Below are 16,618 nucleotides of genomic sequence, written 5' to 3' on the forward strand. Positions count from 1 at the left end.
CGGATGACGACGGCGCGACGGGAGCGGTCATGACGGTGGTGATGGAGGACGTGGGCAAGAGCTTCGGCGGGCCCACGCCCGTGCTGGAGGACGTCTCCGTGCGGATCGAGCCGGGCGAGTTCGTCTGCCTGCTCGGTGCGTCCGGGTGCGGCAAGTCCACCCTGCTGAACCTCGTCGCCCGGCTCGAGGCGCCCACCGCGGGCGTCGTCAAGACCCCCCGGGAGGGGGCCGCGTTCATGTTCCAGGACGCCGCCCTCTTCCCGTGGCTCACCGCCCGCGGCAACATCGAGCTCGCCCTCCGCTTCGCCGGTGTGGCCGCGGGGGAGCGTCGGGAGCGTGCCGGGGAGCTGCTGCGCCTCGTCCACCTCGACGACGCCGCCGACCTGCGACCCCACCAGCTCTCCGGCGGCATGCGCCAGCGCGTCGCCCTGGCCCGGGCCCTCGCCCAGGACCGCCCCCTGCTGCTCATGGACGAGCCGTTCGCGGCCTTGGACGCGATCACCCGCGACCTGCTGCATGGGGAGCTCGAGCGCGTGTGGCGGCAGACCGGTCGGACGGTCGTGTTCGTCACCCACAACGTGGCCGAGGCCGTCCGCCTCGGCCAGCGGGTGCTGCTGCTGTCCTCACGTCCGGGTCGCGTCGTCGCCGAATGGGACGTGCCCGCGGCCGCCCGCCACGACGCGCCCGCCGCGGCCGCCCTCACGGCCGCCATCACCGCCCGACTCGGTCAGGAGATCCGTCGCCATGCGCACTGACACCCCCACCCTCGACGCCCCCGGCCGCGCGCCGGGGGCCGCCACCGACGACGAGCTGCGCGAGCTCGACAGCGGCCTCGACGCGCTCCAGGCCGTCGACTCGACCCGTCGGACGGGTCTGGCCGGGTGGGACTGGAGCCGGGTCCTGCTCCCGGTGGCCGCCGTCGTCCTGCTCGTGGCGATCTGGCAGGCCTTCGCGTGGCTGGCCGGTGCGCGCGGTGAGCCGATCACCGGTCCCGGCGACGTCGTCGGGGCCTTCGGGACGCTGTGGGCCCAGGGCCTCGTCCAGCAGGCAGTGGCGACGTCGGTGGGCCGCGCCGTCGTCGGCTTCGCACTCGCCGTGGTCGTCGGCGTCGGGCTGGGCCTGGTGCTCGGACAGGTCAGCGTCCTGCGGCGGGCGTTCGGCCCGCTGCTCACGGCCCTGATGGTGCTGCCGAACGTGGCCTGGGTGCCGCTCGCGGTGCTGTGGTTCGGCCTCAGCGACGCCACCGCGTACTTCGTGATGCTCACCGGCGCCGTCCCCGCCGTGGTCGCCGGCCTCACCACCGGCACGGACCAGGTGCCGCCGCAGCTGCGTCGCGCGGCCCGGGTGCTGGGCGCCTCGCGTCTCGAGACCGCCCTGCTGGTGGTCCTCCCGGCCGCCCTGCCCGCCTTCGTCTCCGGCCTGCGCCAGGGCTGGGCCTTCGCGTGGCGAGGCCTCATGGCCGCCGAGATCATCGCCGTCGGCGGGCCCATGGGCGTGGGACTCGGGACCCTGCTCCACGAGGGACGTGCCGCGTCCGACCTCGCCGTCGTCCTCTGCGCCGTCCTGACCATCCTGGCCGTCGGCGTCCTCGTCGAACTGGCCGTATTCGGCCCCGTCGAGCGGCGCATGCTGCGCCGCCGGGGGCTGCTGGAAGGGAGCACGCGATGACCGCGTCCGATCTGTACCCCACCTCCCTGCGTCTGCTCGGCCGGCCCGTCCTGATGGTGGGCGGCGGGCGCGTGGCCGGCCGCCGCATGGGCGCCCTCCTCGACGCCGGCGCGCTCGTCACCGTGGTGGCCCCGGAGCCGGGGGAGGAGGTGGAGCGGCTCGCGGCGGCCGGCCTGATCACCCTGCACCGCCGCCCCTACCGCCCGTCCGACCTCGACGGGGTCTGGTTCGCCCAGACCGCCACCGGCGACCGGGCCGTGGACGGGGCCGTGGCCTCCGACGCCGAGGCCCGCCGCGTCTGGTGCGTCGACGCCTCCGATGCCGAGTCCTCCGCCGCCTGGACGCCCGCCGTCGTCCGGGCCGGGGACGTGACCGTGGCCGTCAACGCCGGGGGAGACCCTCGCCGCGCCCGCGCCCTGAAGGATGCGATCACCCTCGCCCTGTCGACGGGGCGGCTGCCGCTGCGCCGGCGGCGCGCGTCCGCCGAGCCCGGCCGCGTGGCCCTCGTCGGCGGCGGCCCCGGCGACTCCGGGCTCATCACCGTGCGCGGCCGACAGCTGCTCGCGGAGGCCGACGTGGTGGTCGCCGACCGGCTGGGCCCGCGCGCCCTCCTGGCCGAGCTGGACCCGGCGGTGCCCGTGATCGAGGTCGGCAAGGCCCCCGGGAACCACCTGGCCACGCAGGACGAGATCAACGCCGTCCTGGTCCGGGAGGCCCGGGCCGGCCGCCTCGTCGTCCGGCTCAAGGGCGGCGACCCGTACGTGCTCGGCCGCGGCGGCGAGGAGGCAGCGCACTGCCGCGCCCATGGCGTCGACGTCGAGGTGGTCCCCGGTGTCACGAGCGCCGTCTCGGTGCCCGCCGCCGCGGGGATCCCGGTCACCCATCGCGGCGTCGCCACCGGCTTCACGCTGGTGACCGGCCACGAAGAGCTGGCCGAAGTGCCCACCCGGGCCGACCACACGCTCGTCCTGCTGATGGGCGTGCGCCGGCTCGCGGACACCGCGCGCCGACTGACGGAGCGCGGCCTCGACGGCGCGACGCCCGTGGCGATCATCGAGCGCGGCTGGATGCCGGACCAGCGGGTCACCGTGGGCACGGTGGAGACCATCGCCGCGCAGGCGGCCGCCGTCGGTGTGGAGAACCCCGCCGTGATCGTCGTGGGCGACGTCGTGCGCCTGAGCCCCTACGCCACCGGCGCGCCTGCAGCCGGTGTCCCTGCCCCGATCTTGACCCTGAACCCGACCTCCGAAGGAGCACGAGCATGACCCTGACCCCCTCGAGGCCTGACCGCCCGTTGCGCATCGCCATCATCGGTGCCGGACCCGCCGGGGTGTACACGGCGGACATCCTGACCAAGGAGGAACGGGACTTCCGTGTCAGCATCGACCTGTTCGACCGGTACCCGGCCCCGTTCGGCCTGATCCGCTACGGGGTGGCCCCGGACCATCCGCGCATCAAGGGCATCGTCACCGCGCTGCACAAGGTCATGGACCGCGGGGACATCCGTTTCCTGGGGAATGTGGACTACGGCACGGACCTGAGCCTGGCGGATCTGCGTCGGCATTACGACGCGATCGTGTTCTCCACCGGTGCGGTGCGGGACGCTGCCCTGGACGTGCCGGGGGTGGAGTTGGCCGGCTCGTTCGGTGGCGCGGACTTCGCGTCCTGGTATGACGGGCACCCGGATGTGCCGCGGCATTGGCCGTTGGAGGCCACGCAGGTGGCGGTGATCGGCAACGGGAACGTGGCCCTGGATGTGGCCCGGATCCTGTCCAAGCATGCCGAGGACCTGTTGCCCACCGAGATCCCGGACAACGTGTACCGGGATCTGGCCGCTTCCCCGGTCACGGATGTGCACGTGTTCGGCCGGCGTGGGCCGGCGCAGGTGAAGTTCACCCCGTTGGAGCTGCGGGAGCTGGCGCATTCCCGGGATGTGGACATCGTGTTGTACGAGGAGGACTTCGACTTCGATGAGGCCTCGGAGAAGGCGATCGAGGAGAACAACCAGGTCCGCACCATGGTGGGCACGTTGACGAACTGGCTCATGGAGCAGGAGGACCGTCAGCAGAGCGCCTCGCGTCGGCTGCACCTGCATTTCCTCCAGGCCCCGGAGGAGTTCCTGGACGAGGACGGCGACGGCCGGGTGGACGGCCTGCGGATGCGCCGGATGGAGTTGGACGGTTCCGGTGGGGTCCGTCCGACGGGGGAGACCGTGGACTACCCGGTGCAGGCGGTGTACCGGGCGGTGGGGTATTTCGGTTCGCCCGTGGAGGGGGTGGAGTTCGATGAGGTGCGCGGTGTGATCCCGAACGCGCAGGGCCGCGTGCTCGACGCGGACGGCGCCCCCGTCCCCGGCCTGTATGCCTCCGGCTGGATCAAGCGCGGCCCCGTGGGGTTGATCGGGCACACCAAGGGTGACTCCCTGGAGACGATCAAGCATCTGATCGAGGACGAGCCGGGGCTGTGGACGGCCCAGGAGCCCTCCGAGGAGTCGGTGATCGAGCTGCTCGAGTCCCGTGAGGTCCCGTACACCACGTGGGCCGGTTGGCATGCTCTGGATGACCATGAGAAGTCCCTGGGTGCGCAGGCGACGCAGGCCGGTCCGGTGGCGCGGGAGCGGGTGAAGGTCGTGGACCGGGAGGAGATGACCCGCATCTCCCGGGAGAGCGTCCTCCTCGGCGCCGGAGGCTGAGTCCTCCCGTCGGGCGGATTCGCGGCCGCGGCGCGGCCCACCCCTCGCCCGCGCCGCGGCCCGCTCCCTACCGTGGTGCCCATGACCACCTTCGCCGCAGCCGAACGCGCCCGTCTCGCTGACCTCCTGCTCGAGAAGGGCCCCCACGCGCCCACCCTGTGCGGCGGCTGGAGCACCCGCGACCTCGCCGCCCACCTCTGGCTGCGGGAGAGCCGGCCCGACGCCTTCGCCGCCCTGTTCATCCCGCCGCTGTCCCGCCACCTCGACCGCCTGACCGCGGACACCAAGCGCCGCGACTACGCCGAGGTCGTGCGGGAGTGGGCCGCGGGCCCGTCGGCGCTGAACCCCATGCGGGCGGCGGACAGGCACGTGAACGCGGCCGAGCACTTCATCCACCTCGAGGACGTCCGGCGCGGCGAGTCCGCGACCGGCGGCTCGCTGCCCGCCCCGCGCCCGTTCTCCCCGGACGAGGAGGACGCCCTCTACCGCTCGCTGCGTCGCATGGCCCCGCTGTTCCTGCGCACGTCCACGGCGCCGGTGGTCCTCCAGGGCCCGGGTCGCGCCCCGGTCACCGTCACCCGTGGGGCCGTGGCGCTGCGGGCGCCCGTCACGGTGACCGGCGAGGTCGGGGAGCTCCTCCTCTGGGCCTCGGGCCGGGACGCCGTGCACGTGGAGATCGACGGCGACGCGTCGGCGGCCGTGCGCACCGCCCTCTGACGCGCTCCGGCCCCGCGGCCCCGGGCCGGCGCAGCGTCCACTACACTGGCGGGCACAGGCGTCGACCCGGCCATCACCGGCGAGCCTCCGGAAGAACGGGCCGCACGGCCCCAGTAGAACCGGACGGGTAAGCCCGTCACAGCAGTCATCAAGCGGCCGGCACCCCGGGGACCTCCCGACGCCGGCAAGCAAGGTGGTACCGCGTCCGCGGCCGGCCGGAGGGTCGGGCCCTCGGGCGTCCTTGCACGGAACCGACGCCCCGGACGCAAAGGACCCCCGTGTACCCCCTCGCCTCCTCCGCCCCTGACGGCCGCACCCCCGCCTCCCCGCGCTTCCCGGAGATCGAGCGCCGCATCCTGGCGTACTGGGACGAGGACGGCACCTTCCAGGCCTCGATCGACCAGCGTCCCACCCGGAACGAGGACGGCTCGCAGAACGAGTTCGTCTTCTACGACGGCCCGCCCTTCGCCAACGGCCTGCCGCACTACGGCCACCTGCTCACCGGGTACGTCAAGGACCTCGTGGCCCGCTACCAGACGCAGCAGGGCCGCCGCGTGGAGCGCCGCTTCGGCTGGGACACCCACGGCCTGCCCGCCGAGCTCGAGGCGATGAAGCAGCTGGGCATGACGGACAAGTCCGAGATCGAGGCCATGGGCATCGACACGTTCAACGACGCCTGCCGCTCCTCGGTCCTGAAGTACACGGACCAGTGGCAGGACTACGTGACCCGCCAGGCCCGCTGGGTCGACTTCGAGAACGACTACAAGACCCTCACCCCGGACTTCATGGAGTCCGTGATCTGGGCCTTCTCCGAGCTGCACCGCAAGGGCCTGACCTACCGCGGCTTCCGCGTCCTGCCCTACTGCTGGAACGACGAGACCCCGCTGTCCAACCACGAGCTGCGCATGGACGACGACGTCTACAAGATGCGCCAGGACCCCTCGGTCACCGTCACGTTCCCGATCACCGGCCTCCCGGCGGACCCCGCCCTCGTGCCCGACGGCGGCGCCGACGCGGCGCTCGCCGCGCACCTGGCCGGCGTCCACGTCCTGGCCTGGACCACCACGCCCTGGACGCTGCCGACCAACGCGGCCCTCGCCGTCGGCCCCCAGATCCAGTACGCCGTGGTGCCGGCCGGCCCCGAGGGCGCGACCGCGGACGGGGACCGCTTCCTCCTGGCCGTGGACCTGGTGGGCGCCCACGCCAGGGAGCTCGGCTACGCCGATGCCGACGCCGCCCGCGCCGCGGTCACCGAGACGATCCCCGGCGCCCGCCTCGGCGGCCTGGCCTACGCGCCGCTGTTCACGGACGTGTTCGACGCCCACCGCGGGGAGACCTTCACCGTCAACGGCCGTGACCTCGGCGTCGAGGGCGCCCACCGCATCCTCGTGGACGACTACGTCTCCACCGAGGACGGCACCGGCGTGGTCCACCAGGCGCCGGCCTACGGTGAGGACGATCAGCGCGTGTGCGAGGCCAACGGCATCCCCGTGCTGCTCTCCGTGGACTCCGGTGCCCGGTTCCTGCCGCTGTTCGCCCGCGAGGACGTCGGGCGCGGCGACCTGCGCGAGATCGCCGGCGTGCAGGTCTTCGAGGCCAACCGCACGATCATCCGCGCCCTGCGCGCCCTGGGCCGCGTGGCCCGCGAAGCCTCCTACGAGCACTCCTACCCGCACTGCTGGCGGTGCCGCACGCCCCTGATCTACCGCGCGGTGACGTCCTGGTACGTCAAGGTCACCCAGATCAAGGAGCGCATGCTCGAGCTGAACGAGGAGATCACCTGGATCCCCGGCAACGTGAAGCACGGGCAGTTCGGCACGTGGGTCGCCAACGCGCGCGACTGGTCCATCTCCCGCAATCGGTACTGGGGCTCGCCCATCCCGGTGTGGGAGTCCGACCACCCCGACTTCCCCCGCCAGGAGGTCTACGGCTCGCTCGCGGAGATCGAGGAGGCCTTCGGCCGCCTGCCGCGCAACGCCGAGGGCGAGGTGGACCTGCACCGCCCGTGGGTGGACGACCTCACCCGCCCCCACCCGGACCCCGAGGCCGCCGCGGCGGGTGCGGTCATGCGCCGGGTCGAGGACGTGCTGGACGTCTGGTTCGACTCCGGCTCCATGCCGTACGCCCAGGTGCACTACCCGTTCGAGCGCGCGGACTGGTTCCCCACGCACAACCCGGCGGACTTCATCGTGGAGTACATCGGCCAGACGCGCGGCTGGTTCTACACCATGCACATCCTGGCCACGGCGCTGTTCGACCGGCCGGCGTTCTCCAACGTGATCTCGCACGGCATCGTGCTCGGCTCGGACGGGCAGAAGATGTCCAAGTCGCTGCGCAACTACCCGGACGTCACGGAGGTCCTGGACCGCGACGGCGCGGACGCCATGCGCTGGTTCCTCATGGCCAGCCCCATCCTGCGCGGCGGCAACCTGATCGTCACGGAGGAGGGCATCCGCGAGGGCGTCCGCCAGGTGCTGCTGCCGGCGTGGAACGCGTACCACTTCTTCACCCTGTACGCGAACACCGCGCACGACGGCGGCGCCCGCCCCGAGGGGTACCGCGCGCAGGAGCGGCACACCGCCGAGGACCCCCTGGACCAGTACATCCTGGCCGCCGCGGGCCGCATGCTGCGGGAGGTCAAGGCCGGCCTGGACGCCTACGAGGTTTCGGACGCCACGGACGCGCTGCGCGGCTTCATGGACACGCTGACCAACTGGTACATCCGCCGGTCCCGGGAGCGGTTCTTCGACGAGGACACCGTCGCCTTCGACGTCCTCTACACCGTTCTCGAGGCCTTCACCCGGGCCGCCGCACCGCTGATGCCGCTGATCGCCGAGGAGATCTGGCGCGGCCTCACCGGTGGCCGCTCGGTCCACCTGACCGACTACCCGGACGCCGACCTGTTCCCCCACGGGCCCGAGGCGGACTCCCTCGTGGCCCGGATGGACGCGGTGCGCCGCATCAGCTCGGCCGGCTCGGCCCTGCGCAAGGGGGCCGGGCGCCGGGTGCGCCTGCCGCTGCCCCGCCTGTCCGTCGTCGTCCCGGACGCGGCGGGCCTCGAGGGCACCTACGCCCGCATCGTGGCGGACGAGCTGAACCTCAAGGACGTCGAGCTCACCGAGCTCTCGGAGGAGGCGATCGCCCGCTACGGCATCGGCACGGAGCTGAAGCTGAACTTCCGCGAGCTCGGCAAGGCGTTCGGCAGGCAGGTGCCGCTCGTGAAGCAGGCGGTCGACGCCGGCGCGTACGAGGAGACGGCCGAGGGCCTGGCGGTCACGCTCGCCGACGGCGAGACCGTGACACTGGCCCCCGCGCTCTACGAGCTGCGCACCGTCTCCACCGGCGCCCCCGAGGGGACCGCGGTGGGCGTGCTGCCCGGCACCGCCGGCTTCCTCGTGCTGGACACCGAGGTCTCCGCGGAGCTGGCCGCCGAGGGCACCGCCCGGGACGTGGTCCGCGCCGTCCAGGCGGCCCGCAAGGACGCCGGCCTGGACGTCTCCGACCGCGTGCGCACGCGGATCGAGGGCCCCACCGCCGTCGTGGCGGCGCTCGAGGCCCACCGCGGCCTCGTCGCGGAGGAGACCCTCACGGTGGACCTGGAGCTCGTGGACTCCGGTGCGGCCGACCCGCGCAAGGACCCGGCCGACGACGCCATGAAGACCGTGGCAGTCACCGTCGCGAAGGCGGACGCGTGATGCGCGGGGACGCCCCGGGCACGGTCGAGGAGGTCTACCGGGACCTGCTCGCCCGCGCCCCGGAGAACAAGATGCAGCCGCGGCTCGAGCCGATGCGGCGCGTGCTCGCGCTGCTCGGCGACCCGCAGCACGCGGCCCCGGTGATCCACCTGACCGGCACCAACGGCAAGACGTCCACGGCGCGGATGGTCGAGGCCGTCCTGCGCGCCTACGGGCTGCGCACCGGGCGCTACACCTCGCCGCATCTGCAGCGTGTCACGGAGCGGATCAGCATCGACGGCGCCCCGGTGGCCGACGAGACCTTCGTGCGCGTGTGGGGGGAGATCCTCCCGATCGTGCAGACCGTGGACGCGGAGCTCGAGGCCGCGGGCGAGGTCCCGCTGACGTACTTCGAGGCGGTCACCACGCTGGGCTTCGCGGTGTTCGCGGACGAGCCCGTGGAGGTCGTCGTCCTCGAGGTGGGCCTCGGGGGCGTGACGGACGCGACCAACGTCGCGGACGCCGTCGTCTCCGTGGTCACCCCCATCTCCCTGGACCACACGGACCTGCTGGGGGAGACCGAGGCCGAGATCGCCGAGGAGAAGGCCGGCATCATCAAGCCCGGCGGCGCCCTCGTCTCCGCCGCCCAGGAGCGCGACGCCGCCCAGGTGCTGCTCGAGGCGGCGCAGGCGGCCGACGTGCCGTTCCGCTTCGAGGGCGTCGAGTTCGGCGTGCTCGAGCGCTCCCTGGCCGTGGGCGGCCAGCAGGTGTCCGTGCGTGGCCTCGCGGCCGAGTACCGGGACCTGTTCCTGCCGCTGCTCGGGGAGCACCAGGCGCAGAACCTCGCGGTGGCCGTGGCGGCCCTGGAGATGTTCCTGGGCGGCGGCGAGCGACCGCTGGACGAGGAGCTGCTGCGCGAGGGGCTGTCCCAGGTCACCTCGCCCGGCCGGCTCGAGGTGCTGCGCACCGCCCCCACGCTCATCGTGGACGCCGCCCACAACCCGGACGGCGTGCGGGCCACGGCCCGTGCGGTGCAGGAGGCGTTCGGCTTCACCCGCCTCTCGCTGGTCGTCGGGATCCTCCAGGAGAAGGACGCGCCGGGCATGCTCGCGGCGCTCTACCGGGCGTTCGGCGACGACGTGGAGGACCTCGCGGTGACGCAGTCCTCCTCGGCCCGCGCCATCCCGGCCGGGGAGCTGGCCCGCATGGCCGTCGACGCCGGCTGGCCCGAGGACGACGTGTACGCCACCGAGTCCGTGCCGGACGCCCTCGAGTGGGCGGTCGGCCGCGCGGAGGCCCTCGAGACGAGCGCGGACGAACTGGCCTCCGGCACCGGCGGCGGTGTGCTCGTGCTCGGCTCGATCACCCTGGCCGCCGAGGTCCGCACCCTCGTGGGCGAGCCCCGCCATGCCGGCCCCGTCACCGTGGCCGCCCGCGGCCTCGACCCCGCCGACCTGCTCGACGCCGTCGGGCTGGCGGACGCCGACGAGGACGACCTGGACCCGGAGATCCTCGAGCTGCTCGAGGACCGCGACGACGCCGGCGCCCGCCGCCGGACGGAGGAGGACCGATGAGCCCCGACCAGCCGGAGACCGGAGGCGCCCCGGAGCAGGGGCGCTTCGGCGACGAGTCCTGGCGCCCCGAGCGCGAGACGCGAGCCCAGCGGCAGTGGCGCCCCGGCACTCGTCGGCGCCGCCGCTCCGTGCGCGCCCTGTTCACCTCCACGATCCTCATGCTCGAGGCGGTGCTCATCTTCTTCCTCGGGCTCATGCTGTTCGGCATGCACCGGGACGAGCCGGGCGCCTGGTGGTTCGTGGCGGGCTACTCCGCGCTGGCCGTCGTCGCGGTGCTGACCTGCGCCCTGGTGCGCAAGCCCGTCGGCATCGCGATCGGCTGGGCGATCCAGGCCGTCCTGCTGGCCTCCGGCTTCTGGGAGTACTCGATGTTCGTGGTGGGGGCCCTCTTCGCGCTGACGTGGGCGTACGCCGTGATCAAGGGCGGTGCCATGGACGTCGAGAACGCCCAGCGCGACCGCCTCGAGGCCGCCTGGGAGGCCGAGCACGGACGCTGAGTCCCGGGCCCCACTAGGGTGGAGCGGGAACCGGGCCGCGCTCGCGGCCGTCCGACGACGCTAGGAGCACACCCCATGACGCACCACACCGAAGAGACCCTCGTCCTCATCAAGCCGGACGGGGTGGCCCGCAACCTGGTCGGCGAGATCCTCGCGCGCATCGAGCGCAAGGGCTACGTGATCGCCGACCTGAAGATGCTCACGCCCACCCGCGCCATGTTGGAGCGCCACTACGAGGAGCACCAGGGCAAGCCGTTCTTCGAGCCGCTGGTGGCGTTCATGGCCTCCGGCCCCGTGGTGGCCGCGCGCGTCACGGGCGATTCGGTGATTGAGGGGTTCCGCTCGCTGGCCGGCAAGACCGACCCCACCGTGGCCGCCCCGGGCACCATCCGCGGCGACCTGGGCCGGGACTGGGGCGAGGCCGTCCAGAAGAACCTCGTCCACGGTTCGGACTCGACCCTTTCGGCCGAGCGCGAGCTCGCGATCTGGTTCGGCTGAGCCCGTTCCGGGCCCGCACGACGGCGGCCGGTCACCCTGGTGGGGTGACCGGCCGCCGTCGTCGTGTCCGGTGGGGGAGCTTAGGCTCAGTCGATCCCGACGACCCCGAGGCCCAGTTCCAGCAGGATCGAGGCGAACACCAGGACGTAGAGGAGCACGATCACGGGCCAGGCCAGCTCCCGGGCGAGGCGGACGAGACCGGCCGGGGCCGGCAGCGTGCCGGTCTGCAGGTTCCGGGACGTCACAAGCACGAGCTGGGCGATGACCATGGCCCACACGATCATGCAGTAGAGGCAGAGCGTGCCGATGCTGTAGACGGCCGAGTACCAGAGCCACACGCAGAACGCGAAGCCCGCCAGGATCCCCGCGTTCATCAGCAGCCAGTACCAGCGGGCGAAGCGGGCGCCGGCGAGCAGGGACATCCCCACGGTGATGAGCACGGAGAACGCGACCACGCCGATGTACGTGTTCGGGAAGCCGAAGGTGTGGGCCTGCCACGACTGCATCACCTGGCCGCAGGACACCCACGGGTTGAGGTCGCAGGACGTGCGGTGCGTCGGGTCCGCGGTGAGGAGGGCGCGCTCGACGATGATGATGATGGTGGCCGTCAGCGCCACGAGCGAGGTGATCAGGAGCAGCGCCGCCGTGCCCGCGGGCCGGGCGTACCAGGTGAGCCGGGCCTCCTCGGCGGGGATGTCGTCGGCGGGGGAGAGGCGGATGTCGTCCGTCAGCGGGGTCGCAGGCATGGACACGATTCTAGGCGCGTGCCCGGGGCGGATGTGAGAGAATCGGCCCTGGCCGTCCCGTGGCCACACCGCGGGGCAGCCCGCTGCGCGCCCGACGTCGGGCCGCCGCCGAGGCGCCCCCGCGTCGAGCATCGTGCGGGAGGTGGACGCCGGGCTTCGCCCGTGCGCGTCCGTGCGCCGGCCGGCGGACGGCACGTGACGCCCAGGCCCCGATCTCGAGGGCGCAGCGGTTCCGCGCCGGGCCCTGACGGTCGACGCGGTCCACCCGATGACTTCTCGGAGTCCGCCTCCCGGCGCACCCGTGGCGCACGGCGCCCGGGGCAACGCGGCCGGCGGCGGACGCGGACACGCCGGGCGGCGGCGAGTGTGGCGTCGTCGGTCGGCGGGAGGTGCTGCCATGGCGGCCAACAACGAGGACACGACCCGCGCAGACGAACGCGTGGAGGAGACGGCCGAGCAGGCCGTGACGCAGACCGCGGCGGACACCGCCGCCGGGGCGGTTCAGCCGGAGCGGACCCCCGCGTCCGACGACGCCGCGGACGCGCCCGAGGAGCCGAGCGCGCCGACGCTGCAGGTCGACCCGACCGACCCGTTCGCCGTGCCGGCGAACCTGATCGAGGTCCTGCGCACCGAGACCACGTCCCGGCAGCGCTCCGAGGACGAGGACGCCGGAGAGTCCGAGGACCGGGCCGAGGGCGCCGTGGTCTCCCGCCGGCGCCGCCGACGCCGCCGCGGCGAGGTGGACATGGAGCTCGACGGCGGCGAGGCCGGCGATCCCGAGCACACCGTCACCCGCGTGCGCGCGCCGCGCCAGGCCGTGAGCACCGCCTCGGACACCGTCCAGAGCGTCAAGGGCTCCACCCGGCTCGAGGCGAAGCGCCAGCGCCGCCGCGACTCCCGCTCGGGCGGGCGTCGCCGCACCGTGATCACCGAGGCCGAGTTCCTGGCCCGCCGCGAGGCCGTGGACCGCAAGATGCTGGTGCGCCAGCGCGACCAGCGCATCCAGATCGCCGTGCTCGAGGACGGCGTGCTGGCCGAGCACTTCGTCTCGCACACCACGCAGGACTCGATGATCGGCAACGTGTACCTGGGCAAGGTCCAGAACGTGCTGCCGTCCATGGAGGCCGCGTTCGTGGACATCGGCCGCGGACGCAACGCCGTGCTCTACGCGGGCGAGGTCAACTGGGACGCCGCCCAGCTGGACGGCAAGCCGAGGAAGATCGAGAACGCGCTCAAGTCCGGCGACACCGTGCTCGTCCAGGTCACCAAGGACCCGGTGGGCCACAAGGGCGCCCGTCTGACCAGCCAGGTCTCCCTGCCCGGCCGCTACCTCGTGTACGTGCCGGGAGGCTCGATGACCGGCATCTCCCGCAAGCTGCCGGACGTGGAGCGCTCGCGTCTGAAGAAGATCCTCAAGGACCACCTGCCGCAGGACGCCGGCGTGATCGTGCGCACCGCGGCCGAGGGCACCTCCGAGCAGGAGCTGCAGAACGACATCAACCGTCTGCGCGCCCAGTGGGAGGGCATCCAGGAGAAGGCGTCCGGCACCAAGGTGCTCGCCCCCGAGCTGCTCTACGCCGAGCCGGACCTGACCATCAAGACGGTCCGCGACGTCTTCAACGAGGACTTCTCCGCCATGCTCGTGCAGGGCGAGGCCACGTGGGACAACATCGAGGCCTACGTGACCTACGTGGCCCCGCACCTGCTGGACCGGTTGCACCACTGGGTGCCGGAGGACCACGACGGCGAGGACCTGTACGCCACCCACCGCGTGGACGAGCAGCTCCACAAGGCGCTCGAGCGCAAGGTGTACCTGCCCTCCGGCGGCTCGCTCGTGATCGACCGCACCGAGGCCATGACCGTGGTGGACGTGAACACCGGCAAGTTCACGGGCTCCGGCGGCAACCTCGAGGAGACCGTCACCAAGAACAACCTCGAGGCCGCCGAGGAGATCGTCCGGCAGCTGCGCCTGCGGGACATCGGCGGCATCATCGTCATCGACTTCATCGACATGGTGCTCGAGGCCAACCGCGACCTCGTGCTGCGCCGTCTCGTGGAGTGCCTGGGCCGGGACCGCACGAAGCACCAGGTCGCCGAGGTGACCTCGCTCGGCCTGGTCCAGATGACGCGCAAGCGCATGGGCACCGGGCTCGTGGAGGTGTTCTCGGAGACCTGCGAGCACTGCGCCGGCCGCGGCATCCTCATCCAGGACACGCCGGTCGAGCGGGGCCGCTCCGGCGGTGAGCAGCGCGGCGAGGCGGAGGGCCGCCGTCGTCGCCGGCGTCGGGGCGACGGCGAGGGCGAGCACGCCCACGCCGCCGCGGCCACGACGACGGGCGCCGAGCACGCCGACTCGGAGGACGAGCGGCAGCGCCGTGAGCGGGCCGAGGCCGCCCGGGTCGCCCTGCACTCGATCGCGAAGGCCTCCGGCAAGGTGGCCGAGGACGAGGCCCCCGCCCAGGAGTCCGCCCCCGCCGAGCAGGCGGCGGACGCCGCCGAGGACTCCGCGGCCGAGGCCGTCGAGGCCGCGTCGGCCGGGCCCGCGGAGGCCGGGCAGCCGGCCGGGACGGACGAGGAGGAGACGCCGCGTCGCCGGCGTCGTCGGGGCCGCCGCCGCAGCCGGGGCCGCGCTGAGGAGTCGGGGGACACCGGCGCCGAGGTCGCGGGCTCTGAGGATGCCGCGCGGTCACACGACGACGGCCCCGCCGAGTCCGCCGATCAGCCCCGTCAGACGGAGGAGGAGGCCGAGCCGGCCGCCGCCGAGGCCCCCGAGCACCAGGACCCGGTCGCGCAGGCCGAGGAGGCCGAGTCCCCGGAGGACGCGGACGCGCAGGACGACCGTCCCCGCCGGTCCCGGCGTCGTCGGGGTGGCCGTGGGCGGTCCCGGCGGGACGGCGAGGCGGCCTCGACCGAGACCGACGCCGAGGACCAGGGCGCGGAGCGCGCGACGCCGTCGCGGCACGACGCCGCGGACGCCGAGTCCTCGGCGGCCGCGCCCGCGGAGGACGCATCGGAGCCGGTCGAGGATGCCTCGGCGCCCGTGCCCGCCGAGGATGCCCTGGCGCCCCGGCGCCGCCGGTCCCGCCGGGCCTCGAGCGACGGCGTCGTCCGTCCGGCCGCCGGTGCGGACGCGTCCGCCGAGCGGACGGCCGACCGCACGGACGCGGCTCCGGTGGAGGCCACCGAGCCCTCGCCCGAGGAGTCCACGGACGCCACCGAGGTCCACGAGCAGCCCGCCGCCCCGGCCGCCGTCGAGGAGGCCGTGATGGTGGAGCCTGCGGCGACCGAGCCGACGGCGGAGCCCACGGCGGACGCGGACCAGGCGTCCGCCGCGGACGCCCCGACCGAGGCCCAGGCGGCCCCGGCGCCCGGATCGCCGCGCCGGCGCTCGCGTCGTGCCGTGTCGTCCGACGGCGTCCACGTCCAGGTCCAGGCCGCGCCCAGCGGCGCCCAGGGCGGCCGCTTCACGGCGGCCGTGGCCGAGGCGTCCACCCCCGCCGAGCCGCAGGGTGCCGCCCCGGTGATGCTCGGCGTCGGCGTGAAGGCCGCCGACCTGGCCCGTCGCGGCCGCTGACCGTCGTCGGTGCCGCCGCCCCGGGCCTGCCCAGGGCGGCGGCGACGCGCCGACACGCCTCTGTTTGGTCCGGATGCCCGGCAGCGAGTATGCTGGACCATCGGTGTTCACCGCCCGCACGCTCCCGCATGTCCCGGTGAGGGACCGCCGGACCCGGACGCAGCCGCGGTCGAGGTGCGGGCGAGCAGAACCCGATCTGATCCATTGAAACGTCGAGAGAAGTGAGTCCCAAGTGGTGTACGCGATTGTCCGCGCTGGCGGCCGCCAGGAGAAGGTTTCCGTCGGAGACCTCGTTACCCTTGACCGCGTTCCCGCTGAGACCGGTGGCTCCGTCGAGCTGCCCGCTCTGATGCTGGTGGACGGGGACGAGGTCAAGGCTGGCGCCGATGCCGCCGGTGTGAAGGTGACCGCCGAGGTCGTCTCCCACTCCCGTGGCAAGAAGGTCGTCATCATGAAGTACAAGAACAAGACCGGCTACAAGAAGCGCCAGGGCCACCGCTCTGAGCTGTCCACGGTCAAGATCACCGGGATCGCCTGAGCCGTCACCGGCACCGGCGAAACCGAGCATCCGAGAGGTTAGGCAACAGCAATGGCACATAAGAAGGCCGGCAGTTCCTCGAAGAACGGCCGCGACTCGAACCCGCAGTACCTCGGCGTCAAGCGCTACGGCGGCGAGGACGTCAACGCCGGCGAGATCATCGTCCGCCAGCGTGGCACCAAGTTCCACCCGGGCCGCAACGTCGGCCGCGGCAAGGACGACACCCTCTTCGCGCTGTCCGCGGGCTCCGTGGCCTTCGGCCAGCGCCGCGGCCGCAAGGTCGTGGACATCGTCCCCGCCGCGGAGTGATCTGACACTCGTGCGGTCTGCGTGCGGACCCTCGCCCGGCGAGGACACCCGCACCCCCTGACGCCCCGGCGGGGGCGGGCCCGGCATCCACCGGACCCGCCCCCGCCGTCGGCGTCTCCGGCCCCTGGGCC

13 protein-coding genes and 1 pseudogene are annotated in these 16,618 nt (G+C 73.6%); 12 read left to right on the forward strand and 2 right to left on the reverse strand.

The window, feature by feature from the left end; all coding sequences use genetic code 11:
* Window positions 1-29 precede the first annotated feature (29 nt).
* The 7 genes from CITRIK5_RS03630 to CITRIK5_RS03660 all read left to right on the forward strand — a co-directional run bounded on the left by CITRIK5_RS03630 (window position 30) and on the right by CITRIK5_RS03660 (window position 10,325).
* On the forward strand, window positions 30-755 hold the full coding sequence (locus CITRIK5_RS03630) for an ABC transporter ATP-binding protein (protein ID WP_036316899.1): 726 nt from the start codon (window positions 30-32) through the stop codon (window positions 753-755).
* Entirely contained in the window at window positions 745-1,668 is a 924-nt protein-coding gene (locus tag CITRIK5_RS03635) for an ABC transporter permease (protein WP_041104780.1), read from the forward strand. Before CITRIK5_RS03630 ends, CITRIK5_RS03635 begins: the two co-directional genes overlap by 11 nt.
* Window positions 1,665-2,933, forward strand: a complete 1,269-nt coding sequence (gene cobA / locus CITRIK5_RS03640; protein ID WP_113914188.1) for a uroporphyrinogen-III C-methyltransferase — start codon at window positions 1,665-1,667, stop codon at window positions 2,931-2,933. The genes CITRIK5_RS03635 and cobA overlap by 4 nt, the downstream gene beginning before the upstream one ends.
* Window positions 2,930-4,360, forward strand: a complete 1,431-nt coding sequence (locus tag CITRIK5_RS03645) for an FAD-dependent oxidoreductase (RefSeq protein WP_123244141.1) — start codon at window positions 2,930-2,932, stop codon at window positions 4,358-4,360. The genes cobA and CITRIK5_RS03645 overlap by 4 nt, the downstream gene beginning before the upstream one ends.
* Window positions 4,361-4,441: 81 nt before the next feature.
* Window positions 4,442-5,077 carry a TIGR03085 family metal-binding protein gene (locus tag CITRIK5_RS03650; protein WP_101965499.1) on the forward strand — a complete coding sequence of 212 codons (636 nt, stop codon included), beginning with the start codon at window positions 4,442-4,444 and terminating at the stop codon, window positions 5,075-5,077.
* 278 nt (window positions 5,078-5,355) lie between these two features.
* A complete protein-coding gene (gene ileS, locus CITRIK5_RS03655) occupies window positions 5,356-8,772 on the forward strand; it encodes an isoleucine--tRNA ligase (RefSeq protein WP_113914190.1) in 3,417 nt (1,138 codons plus the stop codon).
* Window positions 8,772-10,325, forward strand: a complete 1,554-nt coding sequence (locus CITRIK5_RS03660) for a folylpolyglutamate synthase/dihydrofolate synthase family protein (RefSeq protein ID WP_073115424.1) — start codon at window positions 8,772-8,774, stop codon at window positions 10,323-10,325. The genes ileS and CITRIK5_RS03660 overlap by 1 nt, the downstream gene beginning before the upstream one ends.
* Window positions 10,326-10,440: 115 nt before the next feature.
* On the opposite strand, the pseudogene CITRIK5_RS12420 reads toward CITRIK5_RS03660, so the two are convergent.
* A pseudogene (locus tag CITRIK5_RS12420) lies at window positions 10,441-10,503 on the reverse strand (hypothetical protein); the annotation flags it as partial.
* Between CITRIK5_RS12420 and CITRIK5_RS03665 the strand changes: the two are divergent.
* Together CITRIK5_RS03665 and ndk are read left to right on the forward strand one after the other, a co-directional pair.
* On the forward strand, window positions 10,478-10,822 hold the full coding sequence (locus CITRIK5_RS03665; RefSeq protein WP_354436019.1) for a DUF4233 domain-containing protein: 345 nt from the start codon (window positions 10,478-10,480) through the stop codon (window positions 10,820-10,822). The pseudogene CITRIK5_RS12420 and the gene CITRIK5_RS03665 overlap by 26 nt on opposite strands.
* Before the next feature lie 75 nt (window positions 10,823-10,897).
* Window positions 10,898-11,320, forward strand: a complete 423-nt coding sequence (gene ndk / locus CITRIK5_RS03670; protein ID WP_012750845.1) for a nucleoside-diphosphate kinase — start codon at window positions 10,898-10,900, stop codon at window positions 11,318-11,320.
* Window positions 11,321-11,406: 86 nt separating this feature from the next.
* Here the strand turns inward: ndk and CITRIK5_RS03675 are convergent, their stop codons facing one another.
* On the reverse strand, window positions 11,407-12,066 hold the full coding sequence (locus CITRIK5_RS03675) for a vitamin K epoxide reductase family protein (protein WP_041104903.1): 660 nt from the start codon (window positions 12,064-12,066) through the stop codon (window positions 11,407-11,409).
* 244 nt (window positions 12,067-12,310) lie between these two features.
* On the opposite strand from CITRIK5_RS03675, the gene CITRIK5_RS03680 reads away from it, so the two are divergent.
* The 3 genes from CITRIK5_RS03680 to rpmA all read left to right on the forward strand — a co-directional run bounded on the left by CITRIK5_RS03680 (window position 12,311) and on the right by rpmA (window position 16,487).
* Window positions 12,311-15,640, forward strand: a complete 3,330-nt coding sequence (locus CITRIK5_RS03680) for an Rne/Rng family ribonuclease (protein ID WP_370448954.1) — start codon at window positions 12,311-12,313, stop codon at window positions 15,638-15,640.
* Between the two features lie 232 nt (window positions 15,641-15,872).
* Window positions 15,873-16,178: a 50S ribosomal protein L21 gene (gene rplU, locus CITRIK5_RS03685; protein ID WP_002853919.1), complete on the forward strand. Its 306-nt coding sequence runs from the start codon at window positions 15,873-15,875 to the stop codon at window positions 16,176-16,178.
* 51 nt (window positions 16,179-16,229) lie between these two features.
* On the forward strand, window positions 16,230-16,487 hold the full coding sequence (gene rpmA / locus CITRIK5_RS03690) for a 50S ribosomal protein L27 (RefSeq protein ID WP_002853915.1): 258 nt from the start codon (window positions 16,230-16,232) through the stop codon (window positions 16,485-16,487).
* Window positions 16,488-16,618: the final 131 nt, after the last annotated feature.

This window comes from Micrococcus sp. 116 (genome assembly GCF_902506395.1).
Taxonomy (GTDB): domain Bacteria; phylum Actinomycetota; class Actinomycetes; order Actinomycetales; family Micrococcaceae; genus Micrococcus; species Micrococcus luteus.

Coding starts and splice junctions, on each gene's coding strand:
- CITRIK5_RS03635 (WP_041104780.1), top strand. CDS start 745: ATGCGCACTGACACCCCCACCCTCGACGCCCCCGGCCGCGCGCCGGGG.
- rpmA (WP_002853915.1), top strand. CDS start 16,230: ATGGCACATAAGAAGGCCGGCAGTTCCTCGAAGAACGGCCGCGACTCG.
- CITRIK5_RS03645 (WP_123244141.1), top strand. CDS start 2,930: ATGACCCTGACCCCCTCGAGGCCTGACCGCCCGTTGCGCATCGCCATC.
- ndk (WP_012750845.1), top strand. CDS start 10,898: ATGACGCACCACACCGAAGAGACCCTCGTCCTCATCAAGCCGGACGGG.
- CITRIK5_RS03630 (WP_036316899.1), top strand. CDS start 30: ATGACGGTGGTGATGGAGGACGTGGGCAAGAGCTTCGGCGGGCCCACG.
- CITRIK5_RS03660 (WP_073115424.1), top strand. CDS start 8,772: ATGCGCGGGGACGCCCCGGGCACGGTCGAGGAGGTCTACCGGGACCTG.
- CITRIK5_RS03650 (WP_101965499.1), top strand. CDS start 4,442: ATGACCACCTTCGCCGCAGCCGAACGCGCCCGTCTCGCTGACCTCCTG.
- cobA (WP_113914188.1), top strand. CDS start 1,665: ATGACCGCGTCCGATCTGTACCCCACCTCCCTGCGTCTGCTCGGCCGG.
- CITRIK5_RS03675 (WP_041104903.1), bottom strand. CDS start 12,066: ATGCCTGCGACCCCGCTGACGGACGACATCCGCCTCTCCCCCGCCGAC.